The organism is Neobacillus sp. YIM B06451, assembly GCF_032667185.1.
In the GTDB taxonomy this organism is placed as follows: domain Bacteria; phylum Bacillota; class Bacilli; order Bacillales; family Cytobacillaceae; genus Bacillus_D.
In genome coordinates this window covers 81639-97320 of sequence record NZ_JAVFKJ010000014.1, presented here as the reverse complement: position 1 = coordinate 97320, position 15682 = coordinate 81639, and the positions used below count along the sequence as shown (strand labels likewise).

Annotated in this window: 15 protein-coding genes and 1 pseudogene; 5 read left to right on the top strand and 11 right to left on the bottom strand. The window is 34.6% G+C overall.

Going from position 1 to position 15682, the window contains the following annotated elements; genetic code table 11:
• Positions 1-52: 52 nt before the first annotated feature.
• The gene (locus RB160_RS19205) at positions 53-2632 is read right to left on the bottom strand and encodes a hypothetical protein (RefSeq protein ID WP_316572050.1); all 2580 of its coding nucleotides are present in this window, start codon (positions 2630-2632) and stop codon (positions 53-55) included.
• 207 nt (positions 2633-2839) lie between these two features.
• Complete coding sequence (locus tag RB160_RS19200; RefSeq protein WP_316572049.1) at positions 2840-3109, bottom strand: hypothetical protein; 270 nt, start codon at positions 3107-3109, stop codon at positions 2840-2842.
• 690 nt (positions 3110-3799) lie between these two features.
• Here RB160_RS19200 and RB160_RS19195 point away from each other — a divergent pair.
• Positions 3800-4261 carry a hypothetical protein gene (locus RB160_RS19195; protein ID WP_316572048.1) on the top strand — a complete coding sequence of 154 codons (462 nt, stop codon included), beginning with the start codon at positions 3800-3802 and terminating at the stop codon, positions 4259-4261.
• On the opposite strand, the gene RB160_RS19190 is transcribed toward RB160_RS19195, so the two are convergent.
• From RB160_RS19190 to RB160_RS19175, 4 genes are all read right to left on the bottom strand, one after another.
• Entirely contained in the window at positions 4258-4719 is a 462-nt protein-coding gene (locus RB160_RS19190; protein ID WP_316572047.1) for a hypothetical protein, read from the bottom strand. The two genes, RB160_RS19195 and RB160_RS19190, sit on opposite strands and share 4 nt — an antisense overlap.
• Positions 4720-5048: 329 nt before the next feature.
• Positions 5049-5633 carry a PIN domain-containing protein gene (locus RB160_RS19185; RefSeq protein WP_316572046.1) on the bottom strand — a complete coding sequence of 195 codons (585 nt, stop codon included), beginning with the start codon at positions 5631-5633 and terminating at the stop codon, positions 5049-5051.
• A 2-nt stretch (positions 5634-5635) separates the two neighbouring features.
• On the bottom strand, positions 5636-6421 hold the full coding sequence (locus RB160_RS19180; protein ID WP_316572045.1) for an ImmA/IrrE family metallo-endopeptidase: 786 nt from the start codon (positions 6419-6421) through the stop codon (positions 5636-5638).
• Positions 6418-6822: a helix-turn-helix domain-containing protein gene (locus tag RB160_RS19175; protein WP_316572044.1), complete on the bottom strand. Its 405-nt coding sequence runs from the start codon at positions 6820-6822 to the stop codon at positions 6418-6420. Before RB160_RS19175 ends, RB160_RS19180 begins: the two co-directional genes overlap by 4 nt.
• A 409-nt stretch (positions 6823-7231) precedes the next feature.
• On the opposite strand from RB160_RS19175, the gene RB160_RS19170 reads away from it, so the two are divergent.
• Positions 7232-7600, top strand: a complete 369-nt coding sequence (locus tag RB160_RS19170; protein WP_316572043.1) for a response regulator — start codon at positions 7232-7234, stop codon at positions 7598-7600.
• A gap of 683 nt (positions 7601-8283) precedes the next feature.
• Here the strand turns inward: RB160_RS19170 and RB160_RS19165 are convergent.
• From RB160_RS19165 to RB160_RS19155, 3 genes are all read right to left on the bottom strand, one after another.
• On the bottom strand, positions 8284-8508 hold the full coding sequence (locus RB160_RS19165) for a hypothetical protein (protein ID WP_316572042.1): 225 nt from the start codon (positions 8506-8508) through the stop codon (positions 8284-8286).
• Positions 8509-9229: 721 nt separating this feature from the next.
• Positions 9230-9370, bottom strand: coding sequence for a hypothetical protein (locus RB160_RS19160; RefSeq protein WP_316572041.1), 141 nt, complete (start codon positions 9368-9370; stop codon positions 9230-9232).
• 291 nt (positions 9371-9661) lie between these two features.
• Positions 9662-9961, bottom strand: a complete 300-nt coding sequence (locus RB160_RS19155) for a hypothetical protein (RefSeq protein ID WP_316572040.1) — start codon at positions 9959-9961, stop codon at positions 9662-9664.
• 1772 nt (positions 9962-11733) lie between these two features.
• Between RB160_RS19155 and RB160_RS19150 the strand changes: the two genes are divergently transcribed.
• A complete protein-coding gene (locus RB160_RS19150) occupies positions 11734-12378 on the top strand; it encodes a helix-turn-helix domain-containing protein (RefSeq protein WP_316572039.1) in 645 nt (214 codons plus the stop codon).
• On the top strand, positions 12371-12868 hold the full coding sequence (locus RB160_RS19145) for a hypothetical protein (protein WP_316572038.1): 498 nt from the start codon (positions 12371-12373) through the stop codon (positions 12866-12868). The genes RB160_RS19150 and RB160_RS19145 overlap by 8 nt, the downstream gene beginning before the upstream one ends.
• A 717-nt stretch (positions 12869-13585) precedes the next feature.
• Here RB160_RS19145 and RB160_RS19140 read toward each other — a convergent pair.
• Positions 13586-13756, bottom strand: coding sequence for a hypothetical protein (locus tag RB160_RS19140; RefSeq protein WP_316572037.1), 171 nt, complete (start codon positions 13754-13756; stop codon positions 13586-13588).
• A gap of 119 nt (positions 13757-13875) precedes the next feature.
• Here RB160_RS19140 and RB160_RS19135 point away from each other — a divergent pair, with 119 nt between their 5' ends.
• A complete protein-coding gene (locus RB160_RS19135) occupies positions 13876-14301 on the top strand; it encodes a hypothetical protein (RefSeq protein ID WP_316572036.1) in 426 nt (141 codons plus the stop codon).
• Positions 14302-14708: 407 nt separating this feature from the next.
• Here the strand turns inward: RB160_RS19135 and comGA are convergent.
• A pseudogene (comGA, locus tag RB160_RS19130) lies at positions 14709-15464 on the bottom strand (competence type IV pilus ATPase ComGA); the annotation flags it as partial.
• Positions 15465-15682: the final 218 nt, after the last annotated feature.

Sequence of the window (15682 nt, the reverse complement as noted above, 5' to 3'; positions counted from 1 at the left end):
TACTCTAAACATCAAAAATTTAACTTGCCCCTTTTAAGGTTAAGAAATTTAATTATTTCCGTACTAATTCTTCGACATTTGTAGCTTTTAAAACTGCGTCAGTCAACTCCTGCATGTCCAAAGGCTGCTGTTCCATTAAGCCTGGTTTCAGTAGCCTTGCTATTTCTTTCTCAACTTCGTTCATTTTCAATTCATCTGTATCTTTATTTATTAATTCGACCAAGAACTTCTTAAAATAGTTTGGCTTGGATGAAATATCCCTGAAATTCTCCAAATAAAGTTCATAAATACGTACTAAGGTTTCTATTTTGATCAATTTTACCCTTGTCTCAAGTCTTTCTGTTCTCAAATGGTTATTCATAGCTTCTATTTTTTTTATGTCGACCTTATTGGAGATTATGAGATGTGCATTGATAAATTCGCCATTTATATAATCCTTAAGGAAATCAGAGGTGGACATATTTCTTATATAATGCGCAGCTTTTCTTTGTTCCCCGATGTCTAACGGATAGCCTTTATCCCTTCCAGTCAATTTACAATCATAAGTATAGACATACTTGCCTATTTCCCTGTTTGTCTTATAGCTTAAAGTAAAAGCACCTTCTGGAACTATCTTGCCACTATATTTCGATCCCCATTTCACATTGTTAGGGGTGATGTCATTTATTAATGCATAAGTGTCATCTTCAAGATCCTTATCTGTATAATCGGTTCCTCCATCCAACCATTCCTTTATTGTTCGGTAAGCCTCAAGCCCAGACTTGGAACTTGAAAGTTTCCATCTTCGGGAAAATTCTTCAGATAACCCAAGCATGAATTCAGAAAATTGCTTGGAGTTGTTCATCACATAAAAAAAGCCGAAGTTTTTTGGGACGATTCTATGCTCGTTATGTTTTTCGAGATTGACCTCGCTGGAACCAGCAAAAACAATTACAGTATTTACTGCCATTCGGTTTATTTTTTTTATTACTTTCCTGGAAAGTTGCCTGGCAGTAATCAGAAACTGTATTTCCTCGCCTGTTTCGTCATGATATAAAACTAATAATTTATACCCTTGCTTTTCTATTGTAACGGTTCTATCTTTTATCACTGACCAAGGATACTCCAGAAAAGGCTTTAGTTTCCTTTCAAGGTACCTTAGTGCCTCGCGCTCATTTATTTCAATTGATTCCTTCATATTTGAAATTAATGATTTTTCGCATTCGAAACACATATCGGTTTCTTTATCATATACCTCTTTGCAAACTGGACAATGACGTTCTTCAATCTTTATTTTGCATATAAGCTTTTCTTTTAAGAGTTCCTCAAACTTTTCATTTGTAGTATTATCAAACTTCTCGGCCCTGCCTATTCCCATTAGATAATCAATCTTTTCCTCTATGCCTCTTTCAAAATAAAGGTTGGAGATCGGCTGGTTAAGTGGAACGTCAAATTTATTTTTGAATCTCTCTCCTATCATTTCCCTTGTTTCATCGTTTAAATTTCCATCATCCAATGAAAAAATAACGTCGCCCGAATCGAGGGTAATGGTTCGAATGGTCCTCGATGAATTTGACATTTTAATCCGTAACGATTTAACATCCTTCAAATCCCTTAAATCCACTATCCCTTCCTGGTGAGCTGCATGAACAGCTTCCATCACATCATCATTTTCCAACTCGAAATGAATCAAAGGGGATTTCGGCAAAATGCTTCGTTTAAAAGTGATTGCAGTTATTGAAAATTCATCTGGGGACATCTTATTTTCATTATTTTTGTCCGCTCCTAAAAGCGTATCCTTCAGTGTTTCGTGATTGTAATCTAGGTAAGGCTCACTTACCACTTCCTCCAACTTATCGCCAAATGTTTTTGACAAGTATTTCAATACCGCTTCTTTTTCTCTGGTTGTATAATCCCTGATTTCAACCCTCTTATGCTCTAAGTCAACTGAAAACAGGACTGATTTTACCTCCCGATTTCTTACGGGCTGTTCGAAGTCAGGTACTGTTTTATCATTGATTTTTTTATACAAGTGAAAAATAAGGATATTGCCTATTACAGAATAGGAATATAATTTGTAACTATTCGCTTTCCCAGATGCGGCGTAAAGGCTGTTACACAGCTCGTCCCTAAACCCTTTTTCATTTACAATCTTTAAGACGTACTCCTTTGTTTGGGACTTCCCATAAGTGTAAATATTATCTGTTGAGCGATTTCTCCAATGGTGGTAGGTAGACAAATCAAAGAGGAGGTTTGGTGCCTCTTTATATAGCGACCAAACTAATGCCAATTCCGAGTTATATTCTATATTGTTTTTGGTACGTTGTATGTATTCGAGGATTGATTTCTTTTTCCTGAGTGTAAATTCCCTTAAAAGCAGAAAAAGCGACTTTTGTTCTTTGGATAAATCATGTTTTGCAATCTGATCATAATTATCAGTCTTTCCCTTATCGCCTAGCAGGAATGACGATACTTCAATTAGAGTAGTTTTTTTCAAGCCTTTCAATTCTGTTAAAAAACTGGAGTCCACATCTTTAAATTTTGTTTCAGCTAAATATTCAATATTCAGACCAAGTTCTTTCCAATAAAATTGCCAATTCTTCTGATTTACATTCAAGTATTCAAGATTTTTAATTTTATAGGATGAATTCATAGAGCCTCCCCAGTTAAAATATTTTTTACCATTATTGTTAATAAATAGTATGACATAATTCGGAATCATTTTCCAGGTAAACTGACACTTGTCGATATTATTTTTATCTCCATGCACTAATTTGTTATTCATGTTTGGAAGTGGAAGTTTAATTATCTTGTAAAATTCAAGTATTTACTCTTTATCCGTTAGAATCCCATCACCTGATTAATATAGTTTATCCCTAACATCGTAACTTCTATTTTCATTTATCAAAGCAAATTCATTTTTACCTATTTCCAATGCCTCACCAGGAGGCACCTCTCTCAGCACACCGTAAACTGCATTATCCGTATATATTGTAAATTTGTTAGTTGAAAGGCATCCGTTCGAATATCGTTCAATTCTTTCCTCCATAAATGAATACGACTTTCCCTTCAAATAAAATTTATCGATTCTGGTATCCCCCCATGTAACGTACAGAACAAAATACTTCATAATCTCCCTCCTTTAACCCAAATTATTCCATACAATCTCCTATGAACTTTCGACAAGATGGTACATTTTTGTGAATAGTAAAATCATACATTCAGAGAGCCTTTTAACTATTACAAGTAGTGACTTTGATTTTTCTCTCTTTCATCATGAATGCATACAATTATTATGTGGCGGTTAAGCAGCGGAAAATGATTATAGCTATATTATTTCTCCTCGATAGAATTCGTGCATCCTTGTGAAGGCAAACGTCACAATCTATCGATATTGACTAATGTTGTGCATCTTTGATTGAATGACTTTTTCTAAGAATAATAGAGGGGGTTTATGTGAACATCACGAAAGGCTGTAAAATGCATACATGAAAGCCAAAGAACAAGTTAGATTAGGAAGTCCGTTCGCCAATCCAGAGTTGTCCAGAGGGCCCCTAAGGGCTTTTATGAGGGAGATAACCTTGTCCCCCAGCAACCATCAACACCAAGGGATAGGAACCCCCCAAGAAGGATATACAAGGGGCGATTGCTAATTCTAGAGGGAAGGCTAAAGAGTAGTGACTAAAATCCTTTCAAAGGCATTGCAGCTTTATCAAAAAGGCACATGAAGGTATATCTTTTAAGTCACTACCCGACTTTATTTTCGCTTCACAAAAGGTAAATCCATTATTTCGTAAAAATATTTAAACGAGGTGATAAAATGCTGGATTTTTTATGTATATCAAGTAATATCGATTCAAATATAACTTTTGAAGATATAAATAAGAAAGATGTTGTCTTTGTATTGGGACAGGTCAGTTCTCAATTATCCAGTAGAATATTGAGTGAAATATCAGGAGAGAAATATTCCCTCATGCCAATGGAGGGCTTTGAATGTTTTAACCTGAAAACCTTTAATAAGGGAAATATTAAAATTGGTGGTCTTTCAACAACGTTAAGCAACAATAAAAAAATTACAAGTTTTCTAACCCAGCAAAACGAATTATCCATTCTATTACTTGATGAAAATCCAGAAAACAACCCCTTGATTATGAACTATATCTATCTGGAACAACCTAAATATATTTTCTTTAATTCGCCATTACAGACAAATAAAAAAGTAGGAAATACTCGTTTAATTGGTCTATCCACATTTTCTGTTGAAAAATACTTTACTTCCTAATACCAATGAACGGGTATTTCAATACCCATATTTTGTGCTATCTTAACTCTATGTCGCCCCTCCGCAATTACTTTGCCATTTCCTTCAACTCTAATTGCATAGTTATCATTCTCAAAAGAGCAGTTTTGCTTTACAAAGCTAAAAAGTATACCAGCTTGTAGATAACCTAACTCCTTAAAACATGAATCAATAATATGTTTCACATTATCTTTTTCATCTAAATCGTAATAATCCAGATGTTTTAAATCATCTTCACTTATCAAACCCAATATTCTTTCTTTAATATCCCATGTTCCCTTGACTTTCCTACAAAAATCACAGCCGTTTTCTTCATCGGGAATCAAATCACTCGACATAGGACATAATCCTATCCTGTCTTCTTTACAACCACATTCTTTAGCACTTTGAAAAGTTGGCTTTATTATTTTTTTGGCATCAATATGTTTTCGATTTACCATAAAATATCCCCTTTAATTAGTGATATAAATTTGCTTAATTATATCAAAAATCTGAATATAATTATTAGAATGATTGCTAATATGCCGAATAGTCCCGTTCGATTTGAAATTTGTTTAGATACAGAAATATCAATTTTAATTTTGCCCTTTCGCTTTCTAACACTTTTGTTTTTCAACCATTTATTGATGAACAAATAGATAAGCGGCCGATGAAAAAAAAGACCAAGAAGCATACAAAGGTATACCACTCAATCTTTATTTTAAGCAATACTTTGAATCTTTTAATCTACTCTAGTTTTTGGTCAAAACAGCAGTGTATGTATGGTCAATTATTTCAATCCGAGATATGGTCCCCAACCGTTATCCTTTATTCGTTTTAGACGCTTAGGAATTTGTTCCTGAAAGGTTGCCGAAAACTTGTACTTTCCTGTTTTCATTTCATTAATGGAGTCGTAAATTTGAGCCGCTTCTTCCAAGCTCATCAGTTCTTTTTTCACTAGGAGAACCAAAATATCGACATGGGTAAGCATGATGAATTCTTCTTCCATAATATCGAAATCCTTGGTGTTGTCCGAGACAATAATGGCAATCTCAAGTGCCCTTGCATATCCAGCACATTCTGACTCACCACGACCTACCCATTTGAAATACTCTGCAACGACTGGTTCCGCTGCAAGTTTTAAGGCATAGTCCTTCTCATAATCCTTATGTTGGAAAAGGCTGCTCTTGTCGTCTATTTTGCGAGAAATCAGAGGATATGCATCTTTATATATCCGAAGCACTTCTCTTCGTAAAATAAATTCAGGAACGATGATTTCATCAAACAAACTTTCAAGAATGTCCAAGCGGTTTACTTTTGATAAATTAATTAACAGGTCTGCATCAGAAACAGAAGCCTTTAATTTATTCGTCATATTTACGTTTCATCGGGAGGATAAATACCATATTCTTCAGGAGTACGACCAATATACTCCAAAGTGGATTTTACACGACCATACGCTATTTTCTTGTTTCTGTAATTATCAAAAAGATAATGAAGATACTTCTTTGAAATTGAAGATTCTTGAGTCTTGGTGATTAATGTTGGTTCTAACCCCTGACTTTTCACAAGAGTTGATAAAACCCCAGCATTTTCTTTGCTGGAAATACTTTTTAGTGCATCGGCCTGATTAGTATCGATATATCCCAATGAGAATAATCGATTCACCATTGCCCGATAACTCACCTTAAAATAGTACATCATCCGCACAACATGTTCAGGTTGAATTGTTGTATCTGCTAATTCCCTAAGAACATATTCATTAACTGCATCTTCAGGCATTAGGAATTCAGTTGCAAATCTGTCCGCATACTTGTCATTCGTCTTTAGTTCTTTTTCTGTTGTAGCCTTTTCTTTTGTTAATAAATCCCTGTCATATTCGAGGTGATACAATTCATGGGCTGCTGTAAATCTCTGCCTTCCTAATGTATGGGCGGTATTGATGTATACAATGAAATGGTCATCAATATAAGTTGTAAAACCCGAAAACAAGTCATCGACATTACTTGTTAGTTTAGGTTTCCTTATGATGATAGCTTGATGTTCCAAGATATCAAAAATATCGGTTAAACCTTTCTTACTCCAGTAATACCTTACCGTATCAACTTTATCTTTGATTTCCATCCGCAATAGCTCTTCTTCACGATCCCTGGCTTTACTCATGCATCACCATTTCCCTTCCACAAAGGTCTTCTAGGTGTACGCTTGATTTTATCGTGATAAATTTTTTCTTGGGCAATTAATGAGCGTGCCATTAATTGAAAATCGTCCAAAAATTCCTCATCCTCTTCGGAAAGTTCATGACCTTTACGGAACAAGGTTACAAGATCATTATTTTCTTCCAAATCTTTTACTAAATCATCAACAGTTACATTTAATACCTTGCAAATTGCATTCAATTCAATAACTGAAATGGAACGGTTTCCATTTTCAATTTTATTAAACGTTTCCCTGCTTATATTAATCCCCTGTTGAGACAGTTGGTCTGATATATCATTCTGGGTTAAACCCTTTTGGCTTCTTAACTCTTTAATCTTATTACCAATTTTTTCAAAAGTAATCATTCAAACCACCTCCGTGTAATGTAATATTACCATTTATCTTTATAATGTCAATAAATTTTATAATTTATGTAATAATTCATTACACTCATTCTTGGATAAATCCTTTTTTATGTTCCATCTTTATTAAGATGTTAACCCTTTTAACTAAAAAGCACTCATTTCTGAGTAGTTCACCTTTAAATTAGTGCTTAACAACGAATTATATCTTCAAATGCATAACTCCAACTAAGGAGAAACCTTCGTAATTTTCGGACTGAACCGCTGAAAGGAATAGCTTTTTTAATGAGTTTAGTTCATTATTCACCTACTCATCCTCCTTTTAATAATTTTAAGATACCATTTCAAACAAGTGCTGTTAATAAGGAAATAGTTGAAAACGGTAGAATTCCAAAATATAGGAGGGATTAAATTGAAGCGGATTTTATTTGTTGATGATTTTATAAATTGGCATCCTATATTGATAGAAATTTTAAGCCGAATTGGTGATTTTGACATTAAAGGGTTTGTTAATGGGAATGAATTATTCGAACACTATAAAAAATTAAATAAATATGGCGAAACAGTTGATTTAATACTAATCGACTGCTTCATGATCAACATGAGCGGGTTTGAAACTCTAAAAGAAATTATGAAAATAAACTCAAACGCTCACGTTATCATGATGACTGGAGTACATAGACAGAATGTGATTGATGGAATAAAACTGGGAGCAAAGGGATTTATATGGAAACCCTATGACGAAGCAAATATAAAAGAGGTCTTTAATAAACATTTATAATCCACAATGAGTTAAACATCAGAAACAAATTATAGCTCTATTATTGTCGATACTCTAGGATATTGTGCATCGTTGTGAAGGGAAACGTCACAAAGAATAGAAATTGTGCATTACGGTTTCAGTAATCCCCTTTTTTGTGCATGACCGTGAATGCAAACGTCACGATTATTCTCTTTGTGCATCCTATTTCCTCTAGAATACCCACTTCAAATTTTAGATTGTGAAAGGAAACGTCAAAAGCTTTCGATATTTGCTAAAGTTGTGCATCATGATTGAATGACTTTTACTCTTTTATGAGAATAAAAGAGGGGTTACATCATGCCAATCACTGAAAGGCTGTAAAAGGCTTACATGAAGGCCAAAGAACAAGGTGGAGCAGGGAAAGACCGTTCGTCAATCCAGAGTTGTCCAGAAGGCCCCTAAGGGCTTTTATTAGGGTGATAACTGTCCCCAGCAACTATCAACGCCTAGGGATAGGAACCCCCCAAGAAGGATAAACAAGGGGTGATTGCCAATGCTAGAGGGCTTCTGGTTCAACGCCCGCATTATTTATTATGACTACTATATAGACCGTGCAATCAATTTACTAATGGATCCATATTAAATTGCAAAAATAGTCGGATAATTATATTCGACTATTTTTTAAAATTATATTTGCTTCGGTTTTAATCCGAACTGCGACATTATCTATCTGACCGATGACTAAACCATGTTTTGGGTTTCGGTTTTGATTTAACGTCAGCAGTAGCGATTTTTGCGTACATCAATTTATCTTTTTTCAACTGTTCGATTTCTTTTTGTTGTTCTAAAACTTTGTCAATTAACTGACATAGAAACAATGAATCTGAATCTGATAACCATTGTCTCTTTTCTTTGATTTCCTGCATGATTTCGTTTGTTAGTTCCATTTTCTCAACTCCTTTTATGTCGCATTTTTGGTCACTTTTTGCTTACCTTATTGCTCAGATACAGGCACGGGACGATGGGGCCCAACAGGATAAACGTGGCTGCCATGAATAATTTCGGTTGTTTCGGGATAAACCATCGGTCCAGCATACTGTCTTTCCACATACTAAGGATTTCACTGTTGCTTATCTTTCTTAAAAGCACCGTTGACCCAAGACCAATGACCAACCAAACGATTAACATCATACTGAAGTTCATTAAAATCTTCCTTCCTAACAAATTGCTAAATCCGTTTAGAATTGACGTTCAAATGAAATCGCGTTGTCTTTTGTTCCAATGCATTGTCATTTTTAAAAGCCATTTCCTAAACATCCTTACTTCGTATTTTTAATCAATTGTTTACTCTGCCATTTTAGCGCGCATTCTTTAGGTATGGAAAAATAATTTATCTTATAGCGTCCTATTGTCCTTAAACAAAGCCTTCTTTGAAAATATAAACCCGCGACAAAGCTATTAAGTTGTGATTAATTGCTATCCTGTAAGTAAATACCATGATGATTCTTTTAAGCATGACACTTTGGATGGAAGCTAAATACCATGCGAAAAGCCCAACCGTTTTATTGGCTGGGCTTTTCATCCCTTACACGTTTTAGGAAAAATACGAAAAAAAGACATATCTACACCCTTGATAATTCGCAAATAATGTTTAGATTCTGTTAATAACTATTCTTCATCAGCATAAATCACCACTCCTGGTTTACTTATTCTAATGAACCCCGCTTTGACCAATTCCTTGTCTAGCTCCTCGTCGGATATTGAGTCTAAGTGATTTTTCATATCTTCTAGCATTTTTTTCACATCCATATTATTCACCCCATTTCTTTGTTATTTTTATTGAATCTGAATTCCAGTTCACATAATATTCCTTATTCTTTTATTGTCAATATTTCTTACAGTTAAATATACATACATGAAAGCTAAAGAAAAAGGCAGAGAAAAAAGACCATTCAAAAAGAAATCAGGTACTGCAACATTCATTAAATTTCGCTTAACAAAATTGCATCCTTAAGAGGTATTTCGGGGATAAACAGGTCTTGCCAAATCCTTAACTAAAGGGGGACAACTGCCAATGTTAGGGTTGCAGGCCCCTTTTATTCAAACTTGTACAAACCCAGGAGGTATTAAAAGGTTGTTAACTGGTTGATCCATAGATATTATCTTAGTGATTTCGCACTTCATATTACTTAAGTAATCCTCTATTACTTTTGATAAGTAATCCGTTAAATAAATAGTCATTTGCATGTGTTTTCTGTGCTTATCAATTGAGCCTATTCCATCTCCGATTTCGAATAATAAAAATTCCCTGATTTCAACCTCATTTATCTTCAAACAAACAGAATATGACCAAATTTGCATGTAATCAATTGGATCGCAATCCACCTTTAGGTTTTGCAATTATGTTTCCTTTTCATTTTCAGAATATAACCCTTTTATCTCTTCTGCAATGTCATGAATATTAAACATATCATCTCACCCCATCACTTTAATTCCTCTGTTTAATGGGTTATCCTCGCCTTGTACTAAATTATCATTGGATAAGGGGCGAAGTATTGATGAATGTTGGTAATGAAACAAAAAAGACCAATTTCATCTAGATATTTGATTGCACTTATTTGTTTAATTAAACCTCAAAATAGTTACCTGAAATTCAAGTGTAACAATAAAACCAATTATTTTTCTAAGAACAGTTTTCTCGTTAGTATAATTCTCAAACATAATACCGTACTTTGGGATGATGAAGAATCTGTCCATCAAAATAAGATTTGAATTATTCATATGGATCCAAACACAAAAATGGAATTTACTGCACAAAAAGACTTTATAATAAAATCCATCATAGACAACTTATTATTTCTTAGTATACGGGAATGCAGGAGTATTAAAGACATTACAGTTACCTTGTTTGTCGAGTAATCTCATAATTAGCCCTTTGCTAATAATTATCGGCTCGAATCACCGCTTCCCTGTAATTATTCATCTTTTATCTGTAAGCAATAGGGGTTCTCCAAACAATAATTACTTTTATATGTTCTTGAAAAAAAAGACCGAGCAGCATATTAACGTACGCCACTCGATCCTTTATTGAGTTTATTAAAAATGTCCAATTTAAAATGTAAATCCCCTTAGAATCCTTCTAAGGGGAAGATCCCTCCGTTGAGGGGCATAATGTACATAAATCTTATTAATATTATATGCTGATGTGTTTAAATTTGTCAATATTTTTTATTTCTTTTTTAGCCTCCACTTTCCTTTTAATTGTATTTTATTTATCGATTCCAGCATTTGATTTCTTTTTTTATATTTAATTATTTCTTCCTCAAGAGCTGCAATTTTAGAGTCATTAGTCTTTTTAATAAAACCACTGTATTGTTCATATAATTTTTGTTCAATTTTATTCATAGTGGCAGTTGTTGAATTAAAACAAAGTTGGTAACTTCAAAACAATGTTGGTAACTTCAAAACAAAGGTAACTCGAAAACAAAGTTGGTAACTTACTTATGTGTTAAGGACCGTTGAACGTATTAATAGTACGTTCCTCGGTCTTTTTTTGTTTAATCGATCTTTTGATTAAAATGTATCTATTGATGAGTAAAAAAATCGGGAACTTGAAAACAAGATGGGAACTGACTTTAGTAATGGCATTAAAGCATTTATGATAAGAAAGGACCAAGCTGTCTATTATTAGGGTACTTTTACTTATTAAAAAAGTCAGTACCCGACTTTATTTTTCTACAATGACATTTTGAGACGCAATAATGCGGGTTTGAATGTCTTTTAGTACCCGACATTATTTTTAATGAACAATTCATGTTAATAAATCAGTTGGGTTACTAACTTGGTTTTCCAATTTTTTGGTGTGGTTACTAAACTCAATGTTTCTATTGCCTTTTAGTTACCAACTTTGTTTTAGAATACCTATATTCTAAATTCCCTTTATTAAGAAAGATGATGAAAAAGACGTTATATTTACAATGAGAAATTCCCATGAATTTATTAATTAAACCACTTGCACCTTCTTTAAACCCGCCTTATTGAATCTCCGCCAGGTGTCGTATCTGTTTTAAAAAAATAGAGGACTAAAATTGTTGTCTTTGAATAAAATAAATATTAGGTTTCAATTTGGTTTCAGTTTGGTTTTAGTTGTGGTATAATAGGGGGTGAAAGAGGTGAAGAGATTTATGGTCACTGTTGAAGAAAGAAGAGAAGTGTTAAGGGAAGCCGATGACTTTGCACAAGTGCTGAGTCAATCAAAAATAAGTCCCACTTTTATGAAGTTAATCGTTAATAATTTAAATCCCAATGTCCCGAATCTGGATAAAATTGTGGATCTGCTAAAGAACGAAAGTTCCATTTCGACCTTCCTGCCCAAATTAATCGACTCTTTAATTCAGTCCGAAGAAGAGCATCTTTCAGATGGATTGGTATATTCCACTAGCGATTTGGCGAAGTATTTTCAAGTTAGCCAAACAACCATTAATAAATGGATTAATCAAGGTCGGTTTGTAGGAGTAAGCAGGGAAAGCAACAAGCATGCGAAGATAAACGAAAATACCGAATGGAAAGCGGCCAACGGAGCACGTATCAAAATAAAAGAAATCGTTGAAGAATATCAAAACAATCATGCCAATCCGCCAGAACTCTCAATGGAAGACGAACGGGATGAAATTCTAATCGAGCTTAACGCATTGAAGAAAAAGTACGGTGGCAATTTGGATGAAATACTTGGTGAAAAAGGCGAATTGACATTTGAAGAAGAAAAGGACCTTGGAACGTGGTCCCATTTTTCTAAAATGTTAAATGATTATGAGTGAAGAAAAAGAAGTAGTCATTTTCACTACAAATTTTGATGACTTGGAAAATGAATTCAACGATATTATTTATGAGATTGAAGATAAAAGCTCAACGCGTTTCCATAAAGTAAAAAACATTAAATTTCATGATTTGAATTATGTTATGACGGTCGATGAACTGCTGAATAAAGATTCTTCCATCCAAGAATACCACTATGATTTATACAGAAAGGATGATAAAGGGAATCGTCATTTGGTGTTCGGCTTTCACAAGCAATCCAAAACACGGGATAAAAGATACAGGACCAATTCAGACCCGTATCATATCCATTTATCCAAACTAATTGAGTTTACGACAATGGATCGGTTGGATAATTTTCATCATGAAGAGTTGCCAAGGATAATGGAATTAATCCGCATTCTGTTCCAATTTGAAAGATATTTGTTGAAACGGATAGAGGCGGAGATTCCTAAAAAGAGAAAAGGCAATGGAAAAAAACATAACAATTAGTGAACGAACAGCTATAAGACTGTTCGTTTTTATTTTGTCTAATCCAAACTAATATATTAGACCATTCAATATTGGTTGCCACGCTCTGGTTTACCTACTGTGTTAGTGGAGGGTGCTTGCTTCGTTTTTAGGAAAATGAAGCGGTACGTAAAATGTTGATAAAATGCGGGCTTCGGATTAAATTAGTTACCATCTTTGTTTTCAAGCATTGAAAAATTCAGTTACCAACTTTACTTTTCAGAACATAGGAGTTGGCAACGCAGGAATGCGGGTTCTAGAGTGTTTGAGTTACTAAATTAGTTTTTAATAACAGCAGTTTTGTTTAGGTTGCCAATTTCTTTAGTAATCCTGTTTTTTGATGCGGATTCAGCCCTCAGCATTTTCCACTAAAATGTAAATCCCCTTAGAAGCCTTCTAAGGGGAAAATCCCTCCGTTGAAGGGCATAATGTTCATAAATCTTATTAATATTTCCCATTTAATCATCGTGCTATACCGAAAGTTGGGTTAGCACCGAAGTGTGTATTAAACGACTTCTCTTCGGTAGTTTGTGTTTTTTTCGACTCTTCCTTTATCATTTCTTGAATCTCAGTCATGGCGTATAACATTGTTATAACTACTATAATTGCTAGTAAAGCTGTCCAAGGATTGTTCAAATTGTACACCCTACCTTTAACTAAAATTATTAATGGTTTCCCTGTTACGGGTTTCTGCAACCTCTATACATATCTTACTGTATTCTTTCTCCATTTCCCTTTTTTCCCAAAAAGCTTTCTAGCAATTTTGTGTTTTTTATTGCCCTTTATTGCTTTCTCGACTTCCTCCAACGCTACAAGGATCTTATCTGCATTAGAAATTGTCGTCCCATGATAACCTACAAAATGCCTCATTTTGGCCCATCCTTATAATCAAACCCAACATTTATCCATACTTAGCAAAAAACACGGAATTTAAAAAGAAAGATGGATTTTTTAAGGTCGATAGAACGTTAATAAAAGGAAGTTATGGAATGGAAAATAAAATTTTAGAAGATTACCTTTTAGAAACAAAAAAAACATTAATTCATTTTTCGGCTTTTAACAAACTTATACCAACAACCGATGATTATATTTCTGTGTTACATAATCAACTAAGAACGGCTCTCTCATTAAAAGTATTCTCAAAAACAGTTTATACCGTACTTTGGGATTGCCAGGAATCCGTTCATAAAAATAAACTTAGAAATATCCTTATGGTTTCAAAGTTAGCATGGTTAGCAGAACGATTAATTTATGACACAAGGGAAAAACAGTATGATAATATCCCTTTCATATTAGAATTTCTTTTAGAAATCGAAGTAGCAATTGCAGGACTTTTGAAGTTTATTGAAAACAAAAATGGTATTCACCATTCAAAAGGTCTTTATAATAAAAAAAAATCCGTCATAGAAGACTAATTATTTCTTAGCCAAGTAAGTTATTAGCCATAATGAACTAAATGGCTTTGGTGCCAAAACTTTTTTATAGCAGCAATTATACATCCCTCATGTACTATGGCATTGGCCAGTTCGAATTTTGAAGAAACTGGAATGATAATTTAACTCAAATGTAGATATATTGTTCCTGTTATCTCAAACATCATGAATAATTTTCTTTTTATCTCAATCTTTATGAACAAATTTTTTTCATAATCATTGAGAAAACAAGAATTAATAATAATGCTTTTACCTTAAAAACCTTGTCTCAACCATTCTGAAACCCGATGTTGATTTATCAAGGGATTTAACAACTTTCCGTCTCAAAGATGTTGAATCTGTCTCAAGCTTGGTGAAGGTATCTCAACGATGGTGAATAATTACACGTGAAGCCTATGGATTGCTCCCGGCGAGTCTCTTGTGTGCATTGTTGTAAGTACGAGATGCCCGGTCATTGCTGCCCTCACCGCCACCCTGGCCGTTTCAGCATCACGGATTTCCCCGACCATGATAATATCAGGATCATGCCTTAGGATCGCTTTCAGCCCAGCGGCATACGTTACTCCTGCTTTTTCATTCACTTGAACCTGCAGGACGGTGCCGCATTCCTTTTCAATTGGATCCTCAAGGGTAATTACGCTTCGATGGTATTTACTCGCTGTTTCATTAAGAAGGGAATAAAGGGTGGTGGTCTTGCCGCTCCCCGTTGGCCCGGTGAAAATAATCATGCCATGGGAATGATTGAGCAGGTTCAGCAATTTTCTTGCCATACCCGGAAAGAGGGACAATCGGTCGAAGGAATATTTGTCATGTTGGGGCAGGAGCCTGATGACCATGCTTTCTCGGTTATTCGATGGAAGGGTTGACAGCCGCAGCCCAAATGAACGGCCATTGACTTCGGCAAAAACAGCGCCGCTCTGGGGCCTTCGCCGTTCACCTATATCCATATGGGCGGTAAATTTAAAATGGGATATGAGCCTGTCGCATTCTTCCTTTGGAAGGGACATCCGTGGGCTTAGTTTGTTTGTAATGCGGAATTGGATTAGCGTATCTTCTTTTCGGGGGAGGATGTGGATATCTGTTGCATGATACTCGACAGCATTGGCGATAATCCTGTCGGCGAGGGCTTCTATGGCACTAGCAATGGAAAACACCACCTTTCATTTTTATTATACAGCTAACCAAAAAAAACACTAATTTTATCCAAGTGAAATTTGTGAATTTTTTGTTAACAAACCACCTTCTTTCATACACCTGCCAGCCGGTTTTTACTATTTCCCACAGAAAAAAAGTAGAATTTGAAGCAAATGTTCAGAAAACGAGTATTGACAGAAATGTTGTATATCAATCGTCTACTGTTTGT